This window comes from Streptomyces sp. A0958 (assembly GCF_004795035.1).
Lineage (GTDB): Bacteria > Actinomycetota > Actinomycetes > Streptomycetales > Streptomycetaceae > Streptomyces.
In genome coordinates this window covers 88000-110898 of the sequence record NZ_SSBK01000018.1, presented here as the reverse complement: position 1 = coordinate 110898, position 22899 = coordinate 88000, and the positions used below count along the sequence as shown (strand labels likewise).

Genomic DNA, 22899 nt, shown 5'->3' with positions numbered 1-22899 from the left:
CGGCCTCGTCGGCAGCGGCGCCCTCGGGAGGGGGTGCCCCCTCCTTGAGCAGATTCGAGAGGTTGGGGGAGGGCAGGGCGGGGTGGCGCGATGTGCGCGATGACGTACGCGCACTGCCTGCGCGCCCGGCAGCACCAACGGCTCCGCCCGCACCGCCCGCATCGACGAAGACCTGCCGACCGCCCGGCCGCGCCCCCGCAATTCCGAGGGGCGTGAGCACCGGGCCTCCGAGAGGAAGACCTCCCGTGCCTGCCCCCCGTACCACGCTGCGCCGCAGCATCGCCGCCGTCGCCGCCCTGCCCCTGCTGGCCGTGGCGCTGACCGCCTGCGGCTACGGTTCCGAGGCGACCGACGACGACGCCAAGAAGGCGAATGCCGCCGCCGACGGGAAGAAACTCTCCGCCGACACCGTGCGCATCGGGTACTTCCCGAACCTCACGCACGCCACCGCGCTCGTGGGCGACCAGGAGGGTCTGTTCCAGAAGGAACTGGGCGGCACCCAGCTCAAGACCGCCACCTTCAACGCCGGCCCGTCCGAGATCGAGGCGCTGAACGCCAACTCGATCGACATCGGCTTCATCGGCCCCTCGCCGTCCATCAACGGCTACACCAAGTCCAAGGGCAAGAACCTGCGGATCATCGGCGGTTCCGCCTCCGGCGGCGTCAAGCTCGTCGTGAACCCCAAGAAGATCAAGTCCCTGGACGACCTCCTGGGCAAGAAGATCGCCACCCCCCAGCTCGGCAACACCCAGGACGTGGCCTTCCTCAACTGGATCTCCGAGAAGGGCTGGAAGGTCGACGCCCAGAGCGGCAAGGGTGACGTCTCCGTCGTCCGTACGGACAACAAGGTGACGCCCGACGCCTACCGCTCCGGTTCCATCGACGGCGCCTGGGTCCCCGAGCCGACCGCGTCCAAGCTGGTCGCCGAGGGCGCGAAGGAACTGCTCGACGAGTCGAAGCTGTGGCCGGACGACCAGTTCGTGATCACCAACATCATCGTGTCGCAGAAGTTCCTCAAGGAACACGAGGACGTCGTCGAGGCCGTGCTGCGCGGCTCCGTCGCCACGAACGCGTGGATCAACGCCAACCCGGACAAGGCGAAGGACGCCGCCAACGCCGCGCTGAAGAAGCTCACCGGCAAGGAGCTTCCGGCCGAGGTGATCGACCCTGCGTGGAAGTCGATCCTGATCACCGACGACCCGCTGGCCGCCACGCTCGACGCGCAGGCCCAGCACGCGGTGAAGGCCGGTCTGCTGGAGCAGCCCGACCTCAAGGGCATCTACGACCTGAAGCCGCTGAACAAGATCCTCAAGGCCGCGGGCAAGCCCGAGGCCGACGACGCCGGCCTCGGCGTCAAGTAACCAGCCGCCCGAAGACTCCCAGGAGGTGACGACCATGGCGAACACCCTCACCAAGGCCGAGGACCGTGTCTCGGTCGGGCACGCCGCTCGTCTCGCACATGTCTCGAAGTCCTTCGCCGGGCCCGCGGGAACGCAGCTGGTCCTGGACGACATCAGTCTCGATGTCGCCCCGGGCGAGTTCGTCACCCTTCTGGGAGCCTCCGGGTGCGGCAAGTCGACGCTGCTCAACCTGGTGGCCGGACTCGACCGGCCGACCGGGGGGACCATCGAGACCCCCGGCGGCCGGCCGGCCCTGATGTTCCAGGAGCACGCCCTCTTCCCGTGGCTGACCGCGGGCAAGAACATCGAACTCGCGCTGCGCCTGCGCGGCGTGCCGAAGTCGCAGCGCCGCGAGGAGGCGGAACGGCTCCTGGAGCTGGTGCGCCTGGGCGGAGCGTACGGCAAGCGGGTGCACGAGCTCTCCGGCGGCATGCGGCAGCGTGTGGCGATGGCCCGCGCGCTCGCCCAGGACAGCCAACTGCTGCTGATGGACGAGCCTTTCGCCGCGCTCGACGCCATCACCCGCGATGTGCTGCACGACGAGCTGACCCGGATCTGGCGCGAGACCGACGTCTCGGTCCTCTTCGTCACGCACAACGTGCGCGAGGCCGTACGGCTCGCCGAACGCGTGGTGCTGCTCTCGTCCCGCCCCGGCCGGATCGCCCGGGAGTGGACGGTCGACATCGAGCAGCCGCGCCGCATCGAGGACACCTCCGTGGCGGAGCTGTCCGTCGAGATCACCGAACAACTGCGTGGGGAGATCCGCCGTCATGGCCAGCACTGACATCAAGTCGGACGAGGCGGGCTCCGGCGGGAGCGGGCCCGGTTCGGGGAAGCCGGACGACCTGGCCGGTCTGGAGGCCGGTCTGGACGCCCTGGACGCGGTGCACGTGCAGCGCACCCCGGTGCGCGAGGTCCTGCTGCGCAAGGTCCTGCCCCCGCTGCTGGCGGTGGCCCTGGTCCTCGTCGTGTGGCAGGTGCTCGTCTGGGCCGAGGTGACCGAGGACTACAAGCTGCCCTCGCCCTCCGCCGTCTGGGACAGCGCCCGCGACATGTGGCTGCACGGCACCCTGCTGGAGGTGGTGTGGACCAGCGTTTCGCGCGGTCTGCTCGGCTTCCTGCTCTCGGTCGTCATCGGCACCCCGCTCGGCCTGCTGGTGGCCCGGGTGAAGTTCGTCCGGGCCGCGATCGGCCCGATCCTGTCCGGGCTTCAGTCGCTGCCCTCGGTGGCCTGGGTGGCGCCGGCCGTGATCTGGCTCGGGCTCGACGACAAGATGATGTTCGCGGTCATCCTGCTCGGCGCGGTGCCCTCGATCGCCAACGGCCTGGTCTCCGGCGTCGACCAGGTGCCGCCGCTGTTCCTGCGGGCGGGCCGCACCCTCGGCGCGACCGGGCTGCGCGGCACCTGGCTGATCGTGATGCCGGCCGCCCTGCCGGGCTACCTGGCCGGTCTCAAGCAGGGCTGGGCGTTCTCCTGGCGTTCCCTGATGGCCGCCGAGATCATCGCCTCGTCCCCGGAACTCGGCCTCGGACTCGGGCAGTTGCTGGAGAACGGCCGCAACAACGCGGATATGCCGGGCATCTTCCTCGCCATCATCCTGATCCTTTTCGTCGGCATCGCCATCGACCTGCTCATCTTCAGTCCGCTGGAGCGGTGGGTGCTGCGCAGCCGCGGTCTCCTCGTCAGGAACTGAGCCGCCATGTCCTCTCCGGTCCTCCTCCTCATCGCCCACGGCAGCCGTGACCCGCGGCACGCCGCGACCGTGCACGCGCTGACCGCGCGGGTACGGGCGTCGCGGCCGGGGCTGCGCGTGGAGACCGGCTTCCTGGACTTCAACGCACCCTCGGTGCCGCGGGTCCTGGAACGGCTGGCCGCCGAGGGCGCGCACGAGGTGGTGGCGCTGCCACTGCTGCTCACCCGGGCGTTCCATGCCAAGTCGGACATCCCGGCGGTTCTGCGGGAGGCCCGCGCCGCGCTGCCCCGGCTGCGGGTGCGGCAGGCCGAGGTGCTCGGCCCGTCGCCGCTGCTGAACGCCGCCCTGGAACGGCGGCTGTACGAGGCCGGGGTCCGCCCCGGCGACCGGAGTTCGACCGGGCTCGTCCTGGCCTCGGCGGGCTCCACAGACCCGGAGGCGATCGCAGTGATCGCTGAAATCGCGCGGGAGCTGCGGCACACCGGTTGGTGTTCCGTGCGGCCTGCGTTCGCCTCCGCATCCCGTCCCTGTACCGAGGACGCGGTACGGGCCCTGCGGGCCGACGGCGTGCGCCGGGTGGCGGTGGCCCCGTACGTGATCGCGCCCGGCCGCCTCCCGGACCGCATCGCGGCGGGGGCGGCCGAGGCCGGCGCGGATGTGCTGGCCGGGGTGCTGGGGCCGGCGCCGGAGCTGGCCCGGCTGCTGCTGGACCGGTACGACGAGGCCCGCGTGCGGTCCGCGCGCCCGGTCCCGCTCAGCGCCTGAGCCGGCCGGGCCGCTCAGCCCACGTCGATGCCGCCGGTGCGGGCGCGCTTGAGCTCGAAGAAGTCCGCGTGGCCGGCGAGCACCCGGAAGCTGTCGAACAGCCGGGCCGCCTCCTCGCCGCGCGGGATCGCCCGCAGCACCGGGCCGAACCACACCGTCCCGTCGACGTGGATCGTGGGTGTGCCCACGTACCCGCCGGCCTCCGGGTCCCGGCCCGCCTCGTGGCTGCGCCGCACGGCCTCGTCGTAGGTCTCGGTGCGGGCGGCCCCGGCGAGTCGCGCGGGCAGGCCCAGCTCGGCGAGGGACTGGGCGACGACCTCGTCGAAGTCCTCGTTCTTCTGCTGGTGGATACGGCTGCCGAGGGCCGTGTACAGGTCGCGCAGGACCTCCTCGCCGTGTTCCTCTGCCGCAGCGGCGGCGACCCGCACGGGGCCGATCGACCGGTCGACCAGGTCGCGGTACCAGTCGGGGAGTTCGTTGCCGGTGTTGTGCAGGTAGAGGCTCATGACGTGGAAGCGCAGCTCGATGTCGCGGTGCTGCTCCACCTCCAGCATCCAGCGGGAGGTGATCCAGGCGAACGGGCAGGCCGGGTCGAAGTAGAAGTCGACGACGGGCCTGCCCCGTTCCGGGGTGCGGTGGGTTGTCATGGGGTGAGCGTAGCCAGCCGTTGGCCCTCTCGTCCGGGCCATTCAGTACCCTGCGGCCTGGGCCAATTTCAGCCCGCGCTCCACTGCGGGTCGCGCCCGCTCAGGGCGAGGGCGCGGGTGAATCCGGAGGCCCCCGGGGCGTCCACCTCGTCGGTGAACCCCTCGTACTGGCGGTAGAGCGCGGCGGTCTTCTCGACGGTCCCCAGCACGTAGGCGGCGGCCGCGTCGGAGAGCCGGAACTCCTGGCCGGTGGCGCGGGCCACGTCCCAGCCGTGCAGTGCGATCTCCTCGGTGAGCATGGCGGCGGTGTCGGCGGCCGGGGAGGCGGACTCGCCGGTGCCGATGGCGCCCTCCCAGACGGCCGGGTCGGCCCAGGCGGCGACGGCCCGGTCCAGCTGGGCGGCGTACCGCTCGGCCCAGTCGGCGTCGGCGGTGAAGTCGCGGGCGATCAGCTCCTCGGGGAGTTCCGTGCGCAGGGCGCGGTGCTCCATGCCGTGCGAGGTGTAGAGGACCCAGTGGTTGATGAGTGTGCGGACGTCCCAGTCCGCGCAGGGGGTGGCGGTCGCCTCCAGCTGCCGGGCGCTGACGCCCCGGGCCACACGGGCGGCCTCGGCGGCGCATTCGGTCATGTGGGCGTGCTCGTTCTTCATGCACGACAACGTAGGTGCGCACGGCCCGGCCGGTATTGAAGAAAGGCGACAGGAGGCGGGCGGCGAGGGTGTACGGGCCACGGACTAGGCTTTCCGGTGCGCCGGAAGGCGCTCGCGCCCGTACGAAGGAGCAGCCGCACGTGACCACCACCGCACCCCTGTCCCCCTCCCTCGTCACGGCCCCGGTGCCGGTCATCCGGGCCGACGGGGTCTCACTCGTACGCGACGGGAACGTCCTGCTCGACTCGGTCTCGCTCACGGTGCGCGGCGGGGAGCACTGGGCGCTGCTCGGGGCCAACGGGGCGGGCAAGAGCACCCTGCTCGGGCTGCTCGGCGCGGTCACTCACCCCACCCGGGGTTCGGTCGAGGTGCTGGGCCGGACGCTGGGGCGGGTGGATCTGCGGGAGCTGCGGACGCTGCTGGGCCATGTCAATCCGCGTCATCCGCTGCGGTCCGGGCTGACGGTGGACGAGGTGGTGCTGACGGGTCTGACGAACTCGGTCGAGCCGGTGCCGCGCTGGTCGCCCGGTCCGGGGCAGCGGGAGCGGGCGGAGCGGCTGCTGACGATGCTGGGCATGGGCGGCAAGACGGGGTCGCGCTGGCCTTCGCTCTCGCAGGGTGAGCGCGGCCGGACGCTGATCGCCCGTGCGCTGATGCCGCAGCCCCGGCTGCTGCTGCTCGACGAGCCGGCGACCGGGCTGGACCTGGCCGCCCGGGAGCAGTTGCTGGACAGTCTGGACGCGTTGCGCGAGGAGCATCCGGAGCTGGCGACGGTGCTGGTCACGCATCATCTGGAGGAGCTGCCCGCGTCGACCACGCATGCGATGCTGCTGCGCGGCGGGCGGTGCCTGGCCTCGGGCGCGGCGGACGAGGTGCTGACCACGGACCGGGTCAGCGAGTGCTTCGGTCACCCGGTGCACATCACCCGCACGGACGGCCGGTGGACGGCCCGCGCCCGGCGGACGCCCCGCCGCTGACGCCGGGCCGGCTGCCGCCGCGCCCCGTGGGGGAGGGCGCGGTGGCCGCCGGCCGGAGGGACCTCCTACTCGACGATCTTCAGGAGCTTGTTCGCCGTGCCCTGGGTGGCGTTGCTGACGGCGTCCGGGGTGGCGCCGTCGGTCAGGGCCGTGGCGACCTCGTCCGGGGTGGCGTCCGGGTGTCCGGCCAGGTAGACGGCGGCGGCGCCGACGACGTGCGGGGTCGCCATCGACGTACCGGAGATGGTGTTGGAGCCGGTGTCGCTGTCGTTCCAGGACGAGGTGATGTCGGAGCCCGGGGCGTAGATGTCCACGACCGGGCCGTAGTTGGAGAAGTACGACTGCTCGTCGTCCACGGTGGACGAGGCGACGGTGATGGCCTCGGGGACGCGGGACGGGGAGCCCTCGCTCGCGTCGCTCGACTCGTTGCCGGCGGCCACCGCGAAGGTGACGCCGGAGGCGATGGCCTTCTGGACCGCCGCGTCGAGCGCTTCGTCGGCGCCGCCGCCCAGGCTCATGTTGGCGACGGACGGGCCCTCGTGGTGCTCGGTGACCCAGTCGATACCGGCGACGACCTGCTCGGTGGTGCCGGAGCCGGAGTCGTCCAGGACGCGGACGGCGACGATCTTGGCCTTCTTGGCGACGCCGTACGTCGCCCCGGCTATGGTGCCGGCCACGTGGGTGCCGTGGCCGTTGCCGTCGTCGGCGCTGTCGTCGTCGTCCACGGCGTCGTAGCCCGAGCCGGCGCGGCCCCCGAACTCCTCGTGGGTGGTGCGGACCCCGGTGTCGATGACGTAGGCGGTGACACCTTCGCCGGCGCTGTCCGGGTAGGTGTAGGCGTTGTCGCCGGCGGTCTGGGTCTGGTCGATGCGGTCCAGGCCCCAGGAGGGCGGGTTGTCCTGGGTGGCGTCGATGTGGAACTTCTTGTTCTGGACGACCTTGGAGACGGCCGGGTCGGCGGCGAGGCGCTTGGCCTCGGTCTCCGTGAGGCCGCTGGCGGAGAAGCCGTTGATGGCGGAGCTGTAGTCGCGGCTCAGCTTGCCGCCGTACTCCTTGGCCAGCTTCGCCTTGTCCGCCTTGTGGTCCAGCATCACGATGTAGCTGCCGGAGACCGCGGTCGCCGCGTCGGCGCCGTAGATCTTGCCCATGGCGGGAGCGGGTGTCGCTCCGGCCATGGGGCTGCCCAGCAGGGTGACGCCGGCGGCTGCCGCCACCGCGGTGATGGAGGCGGTCAGCTTGAACCGGCGTGCGCGCTTGTGAATCGCCATGAAGAGGGGTCTCCTCGTCATTCTTTGTGGGGGGATTGACCCTCGGCCGGAAATTCTCCGGGGGCTGCTCGAAACTTTTACCGATTGACGCGCTCAGATCAAGACCTTCATATGGCTCTGACGCAGTCGTCAAGCTTTCGCCACAAGAAGCCCTCACCTGCGCACCGATGCGCCAATCACCTTTACGTGTAAGGGGCTTCGATCCTGCGCCTCGGGGGCACGACCGGTCCGCAAGGCGGAGAAGGGCCGCGCCCGGCTCCGCAGAGAGCATGACGAGACGCCTTTATTCCGCGCCTACCTTCGAATCGGGAGGCGACGGCGGTGGGCCGGAGCCGGTCACGAGGGGGCAAGCCCGTCATGGGGAAAGTGGATGCGGCGCGGACACGGGCGCCACGGGTGCGGGGCATCGCGGCCCGGGCGGGCGGCTGGAGCGCACGGCACCGCTGGGCGGCGGTGACGATCTGGGTGCTGTTCGTCGTCCTGGCCATGGGCCTCGGCTCCGCGGCCGGCCGGGTCGACGTCAGGGAGAGCGACCAGATGTCCGGCGAGGTGGGCCGGGCCGTGCAGATCATCGAGGACGCGGGGCTCAAGGACCCGGCCGGCGAGACCGTGCTCATCCAGTCCGAGGGCAAGAACGCGGTCGAGGCGGACTCTCCGGAGTTCCGGTCGGCCGTGGACGACGTGATCAAGGCCGTGCAGGCCACCGGTGAGGTCACCGCCGTCACCTCGCCGTACACCGCCAGGACCATCTCGGCGGACGGGCACAGCGCGCTGGTGCAGTTCGAGATGCGCGGCGACCCCGAGACGGCGAGCGAACGCGTCGAACCCGTGCTGAAGGCCGTCGCGAAGGTGGACGGCGAGCACGAGGGGCTGCTGATCGAGGAGATCGGCGGCGCCAGCATGGGCAAGACCTTCGACGACGCCTTCGGCAGCGACTTCCAGCGGGCCGAGCTCTCCGCCGTGCCGGTCGCCCTCGGCATCCTGCTGATCGCCTTCGGCGCGCTGGTCGCCGCGCTGCTCCCGGTCGCCCTGGCCCTCACCGCGATCATGGCGACCATGGGGCTGATGGGCGTGGTGAGCCACTTCCAGCCCATGAGCGACACCGCCAACTCGGTGATGCTGCTGGTCGGCCTGGCCGTCGGCGTCGACTACTGCCTGTTCTATCTGCGCCGGGAGCGCGAGGAGCGGGCCAAGGGCCGGGACGCCCGGACCGCGCTGATGATCGCCGCCGCGACCAGTGGACGCGCCATCGTCGTCTCCGGTGTGACGGTCTGTGTCGCGATGGCGGGCATGCTCTTCACCGGCATCGCCGAGTTCGAGGCGATGGGCCTGGCCTCGCTCATGGTCGTCGCGGTCGCCATGGTCGGTTCCGTCACCGTGCTGCCCGCGCTGCTCTCGCTGCTCGGCGAGCGGGTCGAGAAGGGCCGGGTGCCGTTCCTGGCCCGTCTGAAGCGCTCGGAGCGGGGCGGCGCCGACAGTGAGTCCCGGGTCTGGCGTGCGGTGCTCACCGTGGTGCTGCGCCGGCCCTGGACCGCTCTCGTGGTCGCCGCCGGTGCGCTCGCCGCGATCGCCCTGCCCGCGCTCGGCATGCACACCCAGAACCTCACCCTGGACCAGGAGTTCGGCCACTCGCTGCCGATCGTGCAGACCTACGACCGGCTGAACGAGGCGTTCCCCGGGGGCGCCGACCCGGCGCAGGTCGTCGTCAAGGCCGACGACATCGGCGCCGCTCCGGTGCGCCAGGCGCTGGCGGAGTTCCGCCGGCAGGCCGTCGCCTCGGGTGCCTCGAAGGGCCCGGTCGACATCGTCACGCACGACGCGGAGAACATCGCGGTCATCGACGTACCGCTGGTCGGCGGTTCGGACCAGGACCGGGCCGTCAAGAGCCTGGACCTGCTGCGCGACACCGTGCGCCCTGCGACGCTCGGCAAGGTGGCGGGGGTCGAGGCGCCGATCACCGGTCAGGTCGCCGGTTCGAAGGACTTCAACGACCAGATCGTCGGCTCGGTCGTGCCGGTCTTCGCCTTCGTGGTCGTCTTCGCCTTCCTGCTGATGCTGCTCTGCTTCCGGTCCCTGACGGTCGCGGTCACCTCGATCGTCCTCAACCTGCTCTCGGTGGGCGCCGCCTACGGCATCCTGACCGCGGTCTTCCAGCACGGCTGGGGCGCCTCGCTGGTGGGCGCGCAGGGGGTCGGCGCGATCATCTCCTGGCTGCCGCTGTTCCTCTTCGTGATCCTCTTCGGGCTCTCGATGGACTACCACGTGTTCGTGGTCTCCCGTATCCGTGAGGCGCGCCTCCAGGGCCGCACCACCCGGGACGCCATCGCCCACGGCGTGGTCACCACGGCCGGTGTGGTGACCAGCGCGGCCGTCATCATGGTCGCCGTGTTCGCGATCTTCGGCACCCTGTCGATGCAGTCCATGAAGCAGATGGGCGTGGGCCTGGCCGCGGCCGTGCTGATCGACGCGACGATCATCCGCGGTGTCCTCCTGCCGGCCGCGATGGCCCTGCTCGGGGAGCGCAACTGGTACTTCCCGAAGTGGCTGCGGTGGCTGCCGGACATGACCCACGACGAGTCCTACGACGAGGTGCCGGACGCCTCCGCGCCGGCCCACGCGGGCGAGGAGCCGGAGCGGGTCGGCGTCTGACCCCGGCCGCGCGCACGCCCTCCTCCCGGACTCCGGGAGGAGGGCGTGCGCGTTCAGCGCCGGTAGCGGGCCAGGACCCGGTTGCCGTCCGTCACCAGACGCTTCTTCAGCTCGGCCGCGTCGATCGCCCCGCTGTAGTACTCCTGGAGCGCGGGCGTGGCGGCCTTGTCCTTCCACTCGGGGTAGCCGCGCACGGACTGGGCCGGTGCGGAGCGCAGCGCTCCGGCGAGGGCGGCGCCGGTCGCCCATGCCGAGCACGGTGCGGGCGGCGCTGTGGCCGGTGTCGACCTGGTCGTGGATGGTGCCGGGACCACCTGGCCGGCCTCCCCCATCGCGACGGTCACCTTTCCGTCGGCGCCCCGGCGGAGGAGCCCGCCGCCCGCCGAGAGGCCGAGGTTGAGGGTGACGGAGACCGGTTCCTTGAGCGACCGGGCTACCCCGTAGCGCCCCTGCCGGTCAGTTCCTTGGTGACCTGCCTGAACTCTTCGCGAACAGCCCGTCGTGCAGCAGGTCACCAAGGAACTGACCGGCTCGGGGTCCGTCCGGCGGATCAGGGTCGGACGGGTCCGGGGCCGTTCTGGCCGCTCAGGTGGCCTCCGTCATCGTGCTGACGGGCCACCGGTTCGTCAGGACAACCCGCGCGGATGCGAAAATCGGACCATGAACGAGATGGAAGCGCGCGAGGTGCTCACCGCCGCCGGGTTCTCCGGCGACGCCGAACTGCTCGCGCTCGGCGAGAACGCCGTGTTCGCGGCCGGTGGCCTCGTCGTCAAGGTCGGCCGGGACGCCGCGCGCAGCCCGGAGCTGCGGGAGCGGGCCGAGCGCGAGGTGGCCGTCGCACGGTGGCTCGCCGCCTCCGGTGTCCCCGCCGTGCGGGCGGCCGAACACCGGGCTCGGCTGGTCGAGGGCCACCCGGTGACCCTGTGGCACCGGCTGCCCGAGGCGGTGCGCCCCGCCGAACCGCGCGATCTGGCCCCGCTGCTCACCGCCGTGCACGCGCTGCCCGCCCCCGAGGACTTCACGCTGCCCCGCCGGGAGCTGCTGGGCGGCGTCGAGCGCTGGCTGAGCCTGGCGGGCGACACGATCGACCCGGCCGACGCCGACTATCTGCGCGAGCGCCGCGACGGCTTCGCGGCGGCGGCAGCGGCCCTGGTCCCGCACCTGGCCCCGGGCCCGATCCACGGCGACGCGCTGGCGCGCAACGTCCATGTCGGCCCCAAGGGTCCGGTCCTGGTGGACCTGGAGACCTTCGCCACGGATCTGCGCGAGCACGACCTGGTGGTCCTCGCACTGTCCCGCGACCGGTACGGCCTGGCGGCCGACGCCTACGACGCGTTCACCGAGGCGTACGGCTGGGACGTGCGCGAGTGGGACGGCTGCGGGGTGCTGCGCGGGGCGCGGGAGACGGCGAGCTGTGCGTGGGTCGCGCAGCACGCCCCGGCCAACGCGGCGGCTCTCGCCGAGTTCCGTCGGCGCGTGGCGTCCCTGCGGGACGGGGACACGGCGGTGCGGTGGTATCCCTTTTGAGGGTTTTGTCCTCAATCGCCGGACGGGCTTGATTCGGCCGAGCCGACCCGCGCACCGGCCGAGCGCTTGTCCTCAATCGCCGGACGGGCTTGATATGACCGGGCTTGATATGGCCGGGCTCGATTCGGCGGCCGGCACCGGCTCCCGGACCGGCCAGCGGCCGTCGATCTCCGCGTCGGCGGTGCCCTTGCGGCGCAGGAACCGCTGGAAGTCGGCGGCCCATTGCGCGTACCAGGCGATCTGGCGCTCGTGGAGCCGGCCGGCGTCCAGCTCGGCCACCTCGCGGTGCCGGCCGGCTATCGCGTACGCCACCCGCACCGCGGCCAGCGCGTCCGCCGCCGCGTCGTGCGCCCCGCCGTGGACCACGCCGTACTCGACGCAGACCGCCTCCAGATTCCGCTTGCCCTTGCGGTAGCGGTCGACGGCCCGGTCGATGGTGTACGGGTCGATGACGGGGCCGATGGGGGCGCCGTCGAGCCGGTCGCTGAGGGAGGGCAGCCCGTGGCGTCGCAACTCGGCGGTGAGCAGCGTCAGATCGAAGGCGGCGTTGTATGCGACGACCGGGACGCCCCGGCGCCAGTAGCCGGCCAGGGTGTCGGCGATCTCGTCGGCCACCTCGCGCGCCGGACGGCCCTCCGCCGCCGCCCGCTCGCTGCTGATGCCGTGGATGGCGGAGGCCTGGGCGGGGATGCGGATGCCCGGGTCGGCCAGCCAGCTGTGCCGGTCCACGGGCTCGCCGTCCCGTGCGTCCACGGCGATCACCGCGGCCGTCACGATGCGGGCCTCAAGCGGGTCCGTCCCCGTCGTCTCCAGATCGAAGCCGACCAGCGCGTGCCGGTGCCAGCTCATCCCGTACCTCCTTCGTGGTGCTCCCCCGGATGACGACCACCCTCGCACGGGCCACTGACAACGCTCGTTCAGGAGACCGGCCGGGAGTCCGTCCACACGGACTCGAACTCCTCGCGGTAGGTCTCGAACAGCCCGTGCTCGTACCCCTGCCCCGCCCGGACCACCGCACGCCCGCCGCCGCGCAGCACCAGCACCGGCGCCTCCATGCCGCGCGCCCGGCGCAGATAGGTCTGCACGACGCCCACAGCGTCGGCCCCGTCGCCGTCCACCAGGTAGGCCGTGAAGCGGGGGGTCTCGTCGAAGACGTGGATCTCGAAGGCCCCCGGGTCGCGGAGCTTGGAGCGCACCCGCCGCATGTGCAGGATGTTCATCTCCACCGACCGGCTGAGCTCGCCCTTCTTGAGCCCGAGCTCCCGCTCCCGGCGCTTGACCGCGCTGCTGGCCGGGTTGATGAACAGCAGCCGTATCCGGCAGCCGGACTCGGCGAGCCGGATCAGCCGGCGGCCGGAGAAGTTCTGCACCAGCAGGTTGAGCCCGATGCCGATCGCGTCGAGGCGGCGGGCGTCGCCGAACAGGTCCTCGGCGGGCAGCTGGCGCTGGAGGCGCACCCGGTCGGAGTGGACGGACACCACGTCCGCGTACCGGTCGCCGACCAGATCCTCGACGGCGTCGACCGGGAGCCGGTCGGCGGAGGGCACGGCCGCGCCGCTGCCCAGCATCTCCAGGAGCCGGGCGGAGGCCCGCTCGGCCTGGGCCAGCACCGCTTCGTTGAGGGCGCGGTTGCGGGAGACCACGTTGCGCGCGACCTCCAGCTCGTCGAGTGCCAGTTCGACGTCACGGCGGTCGTCGAAGTAGGGCTCGAAGCAGGGCCAGTGCTGGACCATCAGCTCGCGCAGCTGGGGCAGCGTGAGGAAGCTCAGGACGTTGTCGTCGGCCGGGTCGAGCAGGTAGCCCTTGCGGCGGGAGACCTCGCGCACGGCGACGGCGCGCTGCACCCACTCCTGTCCGGCGGGCCCCGCGGCGGCCACCACCCAGTCCTCGCCGTGGACGGGCTCGTAGATCGGCCGGAGCACCGCCGCGACGACGGCACGCAGCCGCTGTTCGACGAGATTCAGCCAGATGTAGGCGCGCCCGGCCCGCTGGGCGCGCGTGCGCACCTCGCTCCAGGCGTCGGCGCCCCAGTCCAGTTCCGCACCGATCTCAAGCGGCTGCGCCAGCGAGACCGCCCCGGGCGGTACATCGGCCACGTCCCCCTCGTGACCCGTGTCACCCGGGGGCAGCTCGAACCCTCCCGAGCTCACCCACGCACCGCCTTCCACTCCCCCACCAACGATCAAGGAAGGGTACTCCGGGAGCGGGAGCCGGTGCAGCCGGATGCGCAGGCTCCTTTACCAACTCCCCATGGGATCAAACCTGTTCCCCTTGGCGAGTTCGGCGGGAGTGAGCGGATTCATAGTGATTAAACACCCCAGCACGGGCCGCAAACCGGACAGGAGTGCCGAGGGGGCGTCCGGAGGCCGGTTCCGGGCGACACGGAGAGGCACGAGGTTGACCGACCGGCCGACGTCCTAGGTACAAGCCGGTCTTTCGGGGAAGATCTGCCGGAGGTGGCCCGCATTCCCCAGGCGACCGCAGCAGAACTGGAAGAGTCGAATCCATGCAGGTCTGGCCGGGACAGGCGTACCCCCTCGGTGCCACGTACGACGGCGCCGGGACCAACTTCGCGGTCTTCTCGGAGGCCGCCCACCGAATCGAGTTGTGCCTGCTGCACGACGACGGTTCCGAGACGGCGGTGGAACTGAGAGAGACCGATGCCTTCGTCCGTCACGCGTACCTGCCCGGGGTGATGCCCGGTCAGCGCTACGGATTCCGGGTGCACGGCCCGTACGAACCGCAGCGGGGCACCCGGTGCAACTCCGCCAAGCTGCTCCTGGACCCCTACGCGCGGGCGGTGTCCGGGCAGATCAAATGGGGCGAGGCGGTCTACGGCTACCCCTTCGGCCGGCCGGACGCGCGCAACGACCTGGACTCGGCCCCGCACACGATGAGCTCGGTCGTGGTCAACCCGTACTTCGACTGGGGCGACGACCGGCGGCCCCGTACGGACTACCACCGCACGGTGATCTACGAGGCCCATGTGAAGGGCCTGACGATGCTCCATCCGGGGCTGCCGAAGGAGCTGCGCGGCACGTACGCCGGGCTCGCGCACCCGGAGGTCATCGCCCATCTGACGGAGCTGGGTGTCACGGCCATCGAACTGATGCCGGTGCACCAGTTCGTCCAGGACCACCGGCTGGCGGACGCGGGGCTCGCCAACTACTGGGGTTACAACACGATCGGCTTCTTCGCCCCGCACAACGCCTACGCCTCCTGGGGCGACCGGGGCGAACAGGTGCTGGAGTTCAAGCAGGCCGTGCGCGCCCTGCACCAGGCGGGCATCGAGGTGATCCTCGACGTGGTCTACAACCACACCGCCGAGGGCAACCACCTGGGGCCCACGCTCTCCTTCCGCGGCCTGGACAACGCCTCGTACTACCGGCTGACCGACGACCAGCGCTACTACATGGACACCACGGGGACCGGGAACTCCCTGCTCATGCGCTCGCCGCACGTACTCCAGATGATCATGGACTCGCTGCGGTACTGGGTGACCGAGATGCATGTGGACGGATTCCGGTTCGATCTGGCGGCCACGCTGGCCCGTCAGTTCCACGAGGTGGACCGGCTGTCGTCGTTCTTCGACCTGGTGCAGCAGGACCCGGTGGTCAGCCAGGTGAAGCTGATCGCCGAGCCGTGGGACGTGGGCGAGGGCGGCTACCAGGTGGGGAACTTCCCGCCGCTGTGGACCGAGTGGAACGGCAAGTACCGGGACACGGTCCGCGACCTGTGGCGCGGTGAGCCGAGGACCCTGGCCGAGTTCGCCGGGCGGCTGACCGGGTCGTCGGACCTGTACCAGGACGACGGGCGGCGCCCGCTGGCCTCGATCAACTTCACCACCTGCCACGACGGCTTCACCCTGCACGACCTGGTCTCGTACAACGACAAGCACAACGAGGCCAACGGCGAGGGCAACCGGGACGGCGAGAGCCACAACCGGTCCTGGAACTGCGGCGCCGAGGGCGAGACGGACCTGCCCGAGGTGCTGGAGCTGCGCGAGCGTCAGATGCGCAACTTCATCGCCACGCTGATGCTGTCCCAGGGCGTGCCCATGCTCAGCCACGGCGACGAGTTCGGCCGTACCCAGCGCGGCAACAACAACGCCTACTGCCAGGACAACGAGCTGTCGTGGGTGCACTGGCCGGTGCCGGCAGGGGCCAGGGACGGCGACGACGAGGAGGCCGACGGGGAGCAGGACGGCGAGACGCCGGGCAGCAGCCTGCTGGAGTTCACCCGGGCGATGGTGTGGCTGCGCCGCGACCACCCGGTCTTCCGGCGCCGCCGGTTCTTCCACGGCCGCCCGGTGGAGGGCACCCACGACGAGCTGTCCGACATCGCCTGGTTCACCCCGGAGGGCCAGGAGATGACCCAGCGGGACTGGCAGGCGGCGCACGCCAAGGCGCTGACGGTCTTCCTGAACGGGCACGCCATCTCCGAGCCGGGCCCGCGCGGGGAGCGGATCTCCGACGACTCGTTCCTGCTGATGTTCAACGCGAGCGCCGAGACCCTGGAGTTCGCCGTGCCGGTCAACCACGGGCGGCAGTGGCACGCCGTCGTGGACACCGCGCGCCCGGCCGGGGTGCTGCTGACCGGGTCGGGTCCGAAAGTGGCGGCGGGCGATCGGGTGACGTTGGTGGGGCGGAGCATGGTGGTGCTGCAACGGCCCGCCTGAGCGGTCACCGGGACATCCGGTGTCACCCCGTCGTGCCCTTGTGCCCGGCGGGGTGACAGAGGCGGCCCGGATGTGGGTACGAAGGTTCCCATGACGCCTACCGCCACCTACCGGCTCCAGCTCCAGCCGGAGTTCCCGTTCTCGGCCGCCGAGGACGCCGTGCCGTACCTCGCCTCGCTCGGCGTCTCCCATCTGCATCTGTCGCCCGTCCTCGAAGCCGTGCCCGGCTCCCGGCACGGCTACGACGTCGTCGACCACGGCCGGGTCCGCGCCGAGCTGGGCGGCGAGGAGGGGCTGCGGCGGCTGGCGCGCACCGCGCGGGAGCACGGGCTCGGGCTCGTCCTGGACATCGTGCCGAACCACATGGCGGCCGACCCCCGGCACAACCACGCCCTGCGGGAGGTGCTGCGCGAGGGGCCCGACTCGCCGTACGCCCGCTGGTTCGACATCGACTGGGCGGCGGGCGGCGGGCGGGTGCTGCTGCCGGTGCTCGCCGGCCGGATCGGCGACGAGACGGCGCGGATGCGGGTCGACGGCGAGGTGCTGCGCTACGGCGAACAGGAGTTCCCGCTCCGGGCCGGCACCGCCCATCTCGCTCTGCCCGAGCTGCTGGACGCCCAGCACTACCGGCTCGGCTGGTGGCGGCTGGCCCGCACCGAGCTGAACTACCGGCGGTTCTTCACCATCTCCGACCTGATCGGGGTCCGGGTGGAGGACCCGGAGGTCTTCGCCGCCACCCACGGCAAGATCCTCGAACTGGTGCGGGAGGGGGTCGTGGACGGTCTGCGGATCGACCACCCGGACGGGCTCGCCGACCCGGCCGGCTATCTGGAGCGGCTCTCCGAAGCGAGCGGCGGGGTGTGGACGGTGGTGGAGAAGATCCTCACCGGGTCCGAGCCGCTGCCGGCCGGCTGGGCCGTGGCGGGGACGACGGGGTACGACGCGCTGTACCGGATCGACGGTCTCTTCACCGACCCGGAGGGCGCGGCGGAGCTGCTGGGCCACTACCGCGACTCCGCCGCCCCGGCCGCCGACCGGGGCGGCTACTGGACGGCGACCGTGCGCCGGGCCGCGTACCGCGTGGTCACCCATGAACTGGCGGCGGAGACCGAGCTGCTGACCCGGCTGGCGTCCCGGATCTGCGCCGACGACCCCGCGCTGCGCGACCACGCCCCCTGGGCGCTGCACACGGCGGTGCGCGAGCTGCTGGTCCGGGTCCCGGTCTACCGGCCGTACGTGACGGCGGGCGGCCCCTGCTCCGATACGGCCGAGGCGACGCTCGACGCGACGGCGGTGAGCGACGCGAAGGCGGTGTTCGCGGTACGTGAGGAGGCGTCGGCCGTCGATGTGGTGCGGGACCTGGCGCTCGGACGGCTCGGCGGGGGCGGTGACCGGGCGGCGTTCTGCGCCCGGTTCGCCCAGACGGCGTCCGCGCTGCGCGCCAAGGCGGTCGAGGACACGGCGTACTACCGGTACGTGCCGCTGGTCTCCGCGAACGAGGTGGGCGGCGACCCGGGACACCCGGCGGTGGAACCGGCGGACTTCCACGCCTACTGCGCCCGGCTCGCCCGGGACTGGCCCGCCACGGGCACGGCGCTGACCACGCACGACACCAAGCGCAGCGCCGATGTGCGGGCGGGCATCGCGGTGCTGTCCCAGTGCCCCGGCCGGTGGGCGGGGCTGATCGCCGGGCTGGCGCGGTCGGCGCCGGCCGCCCCCGATCCGCAGCTGGCCTGGCAGGCCTGGCAGACCGCGGTCGGCTGCGCCGGGATTCCCGCCGACGAGCGGGCGGCTCGGCTGGAGCCCGCCCTGCTGAAGGCGGTGCGCGAGTCGGGCCTGTTCACCAGCTGGACCGAGCCCGATCCGGTGTACGAGCGGATGGCCTCGGACTTCGTCGCCTCCGGGCCGGCCGCGGACACCGGCCCGGTCCGGGAACTCGTCGAGGAGTTCGCGGCCCCGCTCGCCCCGCACGTGCGGGTCCAGGTGCTGGGGGCCGCGCTGGTGCACCTGACGATGCCGGGGGTGCCGGACATCTACCAGGGCACCGAGCGCCCGTATCTGGCCCTGGTCGACCCGGACAACCGGCGGCCGTTCCGGCAGCCTCCGCCCGACGCGCCCGCCGACGAGAAGGCGGAGCTGACAACGGCGGCGCTGCGGCTGCGGCGCGAGCGGCCGGGGGTGTTCGGCGAGTCGGGCACGTACGCCCCGCTGAGCGCGTCCGGTCCGGCGGCGGCGCACTGTCTGGCCTTCTGCCGTTCGGGCGAGGTCGTCACGGCGGTGACCCGGCTGTCGATGCGGCTCGCGGAGTCGGGCGGCTGGCGCGGGACGCGGCTGGGGCTGCCGGACGACGGGGTGTGGCGGGACCTGCTGTCGCCCGGGCGGGAGTTCTCCGGCGGCACGGTCGCGGTGGCCGAGCTTTTCGCGGAGCGTCCGGTGGCGCTGCTCACCCGGGCCTGACGAGCAGGGAGCGCGGGCCCCGGGTGAGCAGCCCGGTGGCCGCCGGGCGAAAGCCTTCCGCCCAGCGGAGCCGGGGCATCGCGTCGAGCAGCGCGCGCAGCCCCAGTTCGGCCTCCAGCCGGCCGAGCGCCACGGCGGGGCAGCCAGGCGGGCCGGTCAGCGTGCGGTCCTGGTCGGGGCGGAACGGGTCGTACACGTCCGGGGCGGCGAACCTTTGCGGGTCGCGGGCGGCGGCCCCGACGAGGCAGGCGACGGGCGCCTTCGCGGGGAGGGTGCCGCCGCTGAGGGTGACCTCGGCGACGGTGCGGCGCAGCACGACCTGAACGGGCGGGTCGCGGCGCAGGGACTCGGTCCAGGCCCGGCCGGCGAGCGCGGGCTCGATGCGCAGCGCGGCCAGCAGGTCGGGGTCGTCCAGCAGGTTGGCGAGGAGCGAGGCGAGCGCGGTCTCGCGCAGGGCGGTGTCCCGGAGGCAGGGCCCGTCGCCGGCCGGTGCGGCGGTGACCGCGGCTGTCTCCCCGTCCGCGGCCCGGTCCGGGCCCCGGCCGGGCCCCGCGGGCAGCCAGCGGCAGAACTCCTCGACGAGGTCGGCCCGGGGGCGCCGGGCGATGCGTCGGGCCAGTACGTAGGCGGTGCGCTCCACGCGCTCGGCGAGGCCGGCGGGGACGGTGCCGGTCACCACGGTGTACCGGTCGGTGGGCAGGCAGCGCGCGTTGCCGTGGCACAGGCCGAGGGGCGCGGGGCCGCCCCGGGGCGCCCCGTCGTGCGGGAAGCCGGTGAACCTCGGGTCGGTGAGGGCTGCGGTCACGTCGTCGTACCGGCTGATCAGCCAGGCGCCGAGCGGCGCGTCGTAGCTGAGCGGGTACCGCTCGCGCAGCATCCGGTAGAAGCGGTACGGGTCGTGGGCCGCGCCGCGCGCCAGGAGGCTGGGGCCGGTGGGGCGCCGACCGGACCGGGTGGCGCGGGTGAGGGGTTCGGGCGAGGTGGTCGGGGCCGGTATGTCTCGGGGTGCGTCGGCCTGCATGGCGTTCCCCCGGGGCGTGTCGGTGCGCCGGTGCGCGGCGCGGTCCCCCTCAGGGCATCACCTGAACGGGCCCGCCGCAGTCGGCGCGCGGCCGTCCGGGTGACGTCGGGGCGCTCTCGCCGGTCCGCCGGGCCTCGGCCAGCAGCTCGGTGAACGCGGCGGCGGCGCCGGTCAGCGCGACGCGGGAGAAGACGGCGAGCTCGCGCCGCCAGGGCGGGTCGACGGTGAGCAGGGCGCAGTCCTCGCCGACCGCTCCCCGTACGACGTGCGCGGGGGCCGCGGCGACACCGACGCCGGCCGCCGCCATCCGTACCGCGGTCGAGGTGTGTTCGGTGCGCACCACCGTACGGGGTGTGAAGCCGGCCCGGGCGCAGGCCCGGTCGAGGAACGGGCTCCCCTCCACGACGGGCTCCATGGCGCAGCGCACCCAGAAGCGGTCGGCGAGTTCCTGGAGGCGGACCGAGGCGCGTCCGGCGAGGGGGTCGTCGAAGGGGACGACGAGGACGATGTCCTCCGCGCCGATCGGGACGACGGGGCCGCTCCAGCGGGCGGGCGGGTGTCCGACGGCGAGGTCGGCGTTGCCCCGTTCGATCTGTTCCTCCAGCGCCTCGGTGGTGGCGTACTCGTGCAGGACGAGGGCGACGCCGGGGCGGTCGGCGCGCCAGCGGGCGAAGACGTCGGGGAGGATGCCGACGGCGATCGCGTGGACGGTGGCGATGTGCAGTTCGCCGCCCTGGGCCCCGGCGGCGGCGCGGGCGGCGCGCCGGGCCTGGGCGGCGCTGCGTACGGAGCGTTCGGCGTGCGGCAGGAAGGCGCGGCCCATCGCGGTGAGCCGCACCCCTCGCGGCAGCCGTTCGAGCAGGGGGCCGCCGACGGTCCGTTCCAGGGCCTTGATCTGGTGGGAGAGCGCCGGCTGGGTGACGTGGAGGTGTTGGGCGGCGCGGGTGAAGGAGGACTCCTCGACCACCGTGAGGAAGTACTCCATCTGCCGCAGGCTCATCGGGCCCCCTTTCGTGTGCGCACCGGTTCACCCGCCATGAACCGTGTGCATGGAAGCCACACAAACATTGCCTTGGACTCATGGCAAGGACCGGGCGAAGGGTGGGGGTCATGACACGGAATCAGCGTACGAACGAGACGGATGTCGTCGTCATCGGCGGCGGGACCGGTGGTTACTCGACGGCGTTGCGGGCTGCCGGGCTCGGGCTGAGCGTGGTCCTCGCGGAGCGCGACAAGGTGGGCGGGACCTGTCTGCACCGGGGCTGCATCCCCAGCAAGGCGATGCTGCATGCCGCCGAACTGGTCGACGGCATCGCGGAGGCGCGTGAACGCTGGGGCGTGAAGGCGGTGTTGGAGTCGGTGGACTGGCCGGCGCTGGTCGCCACCCGCGACGACGTCGTGACCCGCAACCACCGGGGCGTCCAGGCGCGCCTGGCGCACGCGAACGTCGAAGTGGTGGCGGGCAGCGCGGAGTTGACGGGTCCGCGCGGGGTGCGGATCGAGGGGTACGGGGAGGTCGTCGCCCGGCGCGGCATCGTACTGGCGACGGGGTCGCGGCCCCGGATGCCGCCGGGCCCGGCGACGGACGGGCGGCGGGTGGTGACAAGCGACGACGCGCTGTTCGCGCCCGGTCTGCCGGATTCGGTGCTGGTGCTGGGCGGCGGGGCGATCGGCGTGGAGTACGCGTCGCTGCACCGGTCGATGGGGGCGCGGGTGACGCTGGTGGAGGCCGCCGACCGGCTGGTGCCGCTGGAGGACGCCGATGTGTCGCGCCATCTGACCCGCGGCCTGAAGAGGCGGGGCATCGAGGTGCAGGCCGGCACCCGGCTGCTGGAGGCCGCGCTGCTCGACGACGGGGTCCGGGCCACGCTCCGCACCCCGCGCGGCGAGACCCGCACGGTTCAGGCGCGGCGGCTGCTGGTCGCGGTGGGCCGGGTACCGGTGACGGACGGGCTCGGCCTGGCCGCCGCGGGGCTCGCCACGGACGAGCGGGGGTACGTGGCGCCGGCGGACTGGTCACGGCTGGAGACCGCGGTGCCCGGCATCCACGTGGTGGGGGATCTGCTGCCGCCGCCGTCCCTGGGCCTGGCCCACGCCTCGTTCGCCGAGGGGATGTTGGTGGCGGAGGCCCTGGCGGGGCTGCGTCCGGTGCCGGTGGACTACGAGGCGGTGCCCCGGGTCACCTACTCGGCGCCGCAGACCGCGGCGGTGGGCCTGACCGAGGCGGGTGCGCGCGACGCGGGGCACGACGTCGTGGTCAACACGATGCCGCTGACGGCCGTCGCCAAGGGCATGGTGCACGGGCAGGGCGGCATGGTGAAGGTGGTCGCGGAGCGCGGGGGCCGGGTCCTCGGGGTGCACCTGGTCGGGCCGCACGTCTCGGAGATGGTCGCCGAGAGCCAGCTGATCGTCGGCTGGGAAGCGGAACCCTTGGACGTGGCCCAGCACATCCACCCGCACCCGACGCTCTCGGAGGCCGTCGGCGAGTCCTTCCTCACCCTGGCGGGCCGGGGACTTCACCAGCAGGCGTGAGCCAGCGGCGTCAGGCGGGCGGCCGGAGCGCGGGTGCGGAGAGCCGGAACATCATGCGGCCGAAGCTGACCTGGTCCCCCTCGCGCACCGGGACCGTGCCGGTGACGCGCTGTCCGTTGACGCAGGTGCCGTTGGTCGAGCCGAGGTCGCGCAGCAGCCAGCGGTCGCCGTGCGCGGTCAGTTCGGCGTGCATCCGGGAGACGGTCTCGTGGCTGAGACGCAGTCCGTTGCCCGGGTCGCGGCCGATGAGCAGGGGGTGCGGGCTGGGGGCCGGCAGCAGCAGCTTGGGGAGCCGCTCCGCCCGCCACGCCCGGCGGACGCGCTCCGGGAAGCCGGAGACCGAGCCCACGACCCGCAGCAGCCCGCGCGACCAACGGCTCTCGCGCTCAAGGTCCTTGGTGAGCGCTTCCAGTTCCTCGGGGCGGCTCGTCGTCAGGGCCACTTCCATGCGCCGCATGAAGGTGTCCTGGGAGAGCCTGCCCTGGGCCGCGCCCTCTCTGAGCACACCGAGAACACGGTCGCGCTGGGCGTCCGACAGCCGCGCGGGATACGTGTGGGACTCGAAGGAGGACGTCACGCATCCAATTGTCGGTCCGACGGCCCCGGAGTGTCCAGAACAACCCTGCTTTCGGTG

Annotated in this window: 18 protein-coding genes and 1 pseudogene; 10 read left to right on the top strand and 9 right to left on the bottom strand. The window is 72.7% G+C overall.

From position 1 onward, the window contains the following. Positions 1-245: 245 nt before the first annotated feature. Genes E6P78_RS19260 through E6P78_RS19245 form a run of 4 tightly spaced genes read left to right on the top strand, consistent with a single transcriptional unit; the run spans position 246 to position 3859 of the window. Positions 246-1361 (top strand): aliphatic sulfonate ABC transporter substrate-binding protein, encoded by a 1116-nt coding sequence (locus E6P78_RS19260; protein WP_136204848.1) that lies wholly within the window; start codon positions 246-248, stop codon positions 1359-1361. Positions 1362-1395: 34 nt separating this feature from the next. Further along, the gene (locus tag E6P78_RS19255; protein WP_136204847.1) at positions 1396-2184 is read left to right on the top strand and encodes an ABC transporter ATP-binding protein; all 789 of its coding nucleotides are present in this window, start codon (positions 1396-1398) and stop codon (positions 2182-2184) included. Continuing rightward, positions 2171-3094, top strand: a complete 924-nt coding sequence (locus E6P78_RS19250; protein ID WP_136204846.1) for an ABC transporter permease — start codon at positions 2171-2173, stop codon at positions 3092-3094. The genes E6P78_RS19255 and E6P78_RS19250 overlap by 14 nt, the downstream gene beginning before the upstream one ends. Before the next feature lie 6 nt (positions 3095-3100). Next, entirely contained in the window at positions 3101-3859 is a 759-nt protein-coding gene (locus E6P78_RS19245) for a sirohydrochlorin chelatase (RefSeq protein ID WP_136204845.1), read from the top strand. Between the two features lie 14 nt (positions 3860-3873). On the opposite strand, the gene E6P78_RS19240 is transcribed toward E6P78_RS19245, so the two are convergent. Further along, on the bottom strand, positions 3874-4506 hold the full coding sequence (locus E6P78_RS19240) for a DsbA family protein (protein WP_136204844.1): 633 nt from the start codon (positions 4504-4506) through the stop codon (positions 3874-3876). A 68-nt stretch (positions 4507-4574) separates the two neighbouring features. After that, entirely contained in the window at positions 4575-5156 is a 582-nt protein-coding gene (locus E6P78_RS19235; protein WP_136204843.1) for a TIGR03086 family metal-binding protein, read from the bottom strand. A 140-nt stretch (positions 5157-5296) separates the two neighbouring features. On the opposite strand from E6P78_RS19235, the gene E6P78_RS19230 reads away from it, so the two are divergent. Next, positions 5297-6133: an ATP-binding cassette domain-containing protein gene (locus tag E6P78_RS19230; protein ID WP_136204842.1), complete on the top strand. Its 837-nt coding sequence runs from the start codon at positions 5297-5299 to the stop codon at positions 6131-6133. 65 nt (positions 6134-6198) lie between these two features. On the opposite strand, the gene E6P78_RS19225 is transcribed toward E6P78_RS19230, so the two are convergent. Next, positions 6199-7401, bottom strand: a complete 1203-nt coding sequence (locus E6P78_RS19225; protein WP_136204841.1) for a S8 family peptidase — start codon at positions 7399-7401, stop codon at positions 6199-6201. A gap of 357 nt (positions 7402-7758) precedes the next feature. Between E6P78_RS19225 and E6P78_RS19220 the strand changes: the two genes are divergently transcribed. Continuing rightward, a complete protein-coding gene (locus E6P78_RS19220; protein ID WP_136204840.1) occupies positions 7759-10050 on the top strand; it encodes an MMPL family transporter in 2292 nt (763 codons plus the stop codon). 53 nt (positions 10051-10103) lie between these two features. On the opposite strand, the pseudogene E6P78_RS19215 reads toward E6P78_RS19220, so the two are convergent. Continuing rightward, positions 10104-10534: pseudogene (locus tag E6P78_RS19215) on the bottom strand (hypothetical protein); the annotation flags it as partial. Positions 10535-10710: 176 nt separating this feature from the next. Here E6P78_RS19215 and E6P78_RS19210 point away from each other — a divergent pair. Then, positions 10711-11577, top strand: coding sequence for an aminoglycoside phosphotransferase family protein (locus E6P78_RS19210; RefSeq protein WP_136204839.1), 867 nt, complete (start codon positions 10711-10713; stop codon positions 11575-11577). A gap of 72 nt (positions 11578-11649) precedes the next feature. Here the strand turns inward: E6P78_RS19210 and E6P78_RS19205 are convergent, their stop codons facing one another. Both E6P78_RS19205 and E6P78_RS19200 read right to left on the bottom strand, forming a co-directional pair. Continuing rightward, positions 11650-12426 carry a 3'-5' exonuclease gene (locus tag E6P78_RS19205; RefSeq protein WP_136204838.1) on the bottom strand — a complete coding sequence of 259 codons (777 nt, stop codon included), beginning with the start codon at positions 12424-12426 and terminating at the stop codon, positions 11650-11652. Between the two features lie 68 nt (positions 12427-12494). Continuing rightward, on the bottom strand, positions 12495-13727 hold the full coding sequence (locus E6P78_RS19200; RefSeq protein WP_136204837.1) for an SAV2148 family HEPN domain-containing protein: 1233 nt from the start codon (positions 13725-13727) through the stop codon (positions 12495-12497). A 356-nt stretch (positions 13728-14083) separates the two neighbouring features. Here E6P78_RS19200 and glgX point away from each other — a divergent pair, with 356 nt between their 5' ends. Both glgX and treY read left to right on the top strand, forming a co-directional pair. Beyond that, positions 14084-16255, top strand: coding sequence for a glycogen debranching protein GlgX (gene glgX, locus E6P78_RS19195; protein WP_136204836.1), 2172 nt, complete (start codon positions 14084-14086; stop codon positions 16253-16255). A 90-nt stretch (positions 16256-16345) separates the two neighbouring features. Then, the gene (gene treY / locus E6P78_RS19190; protein WP_136204835.1) at positions 16346-18712 is read left to right on the top strand and encodes a malto-oligosyltrehalose synthase; all 2367 of its coding nucleotides are present in this window, start codon (positions 16346-16348) and stop codon (positions 18710-18712) included. Here treY and E6P78_RS19185 read toward each other — a convergent pair. After that, a complete protein-coding gene (locus E6P78_RS19185; RefSeq protein WP_136204834.1) occupies positions 18699-19733 on the bottom strand; it encodes a cytochrome P450 in 1035 nt (344 codons plus the stop codon). The two genes, treY and E6P78_RS19185, sit on opposite strands and share 14 nt — an antisense overlap. A gap of 49 nt (positions 19734-19782) precedes the next feature. After that, a complete protein-coding gene (locus E6P78_RS19180) occupies positions 19783-20733 on the bottom strand; it encodes a LysR family transcriptional regulator (RefSeq protein ID WP_136204833.1) in 951 nt (316 codons plus the stop codon). A 110-nt stretch (positions 20734-20843) separates the two neighbouring features. Here E6P78_RS19180 and lpdA point away from each other — a divergent pair, with 110 nt between their 5' ends. Beyond that, complete coding sequence (gene lpdA / locus E6P78_RS19175) at positions 20844-22265, top strand: dihydrolipoyl dehydrogenase (protein WP_136204832.1); 1422 nt, start codon at positions 20844-20846, stop codon at positions 22263-22265. Positions 22266-22275: 10 nt separating this feature from the next. On the opposite strand, the gene E6P78_RS19170 is transcribed toward lpdA, so the two are convergent. Beyond that, a complete protein-coding gene (locus tag E6P78_RS19170) occupies positions 22276-22842 on the bottom strand; it encodes a DUF1707 and FHA domain-containing protein (RefSeq protein ID WP_136204831.1) in 567 nt (188 codons plus the stop codon). Between the last annotated feature and the right edge of the window lie 57 nt (positions 22843-22899).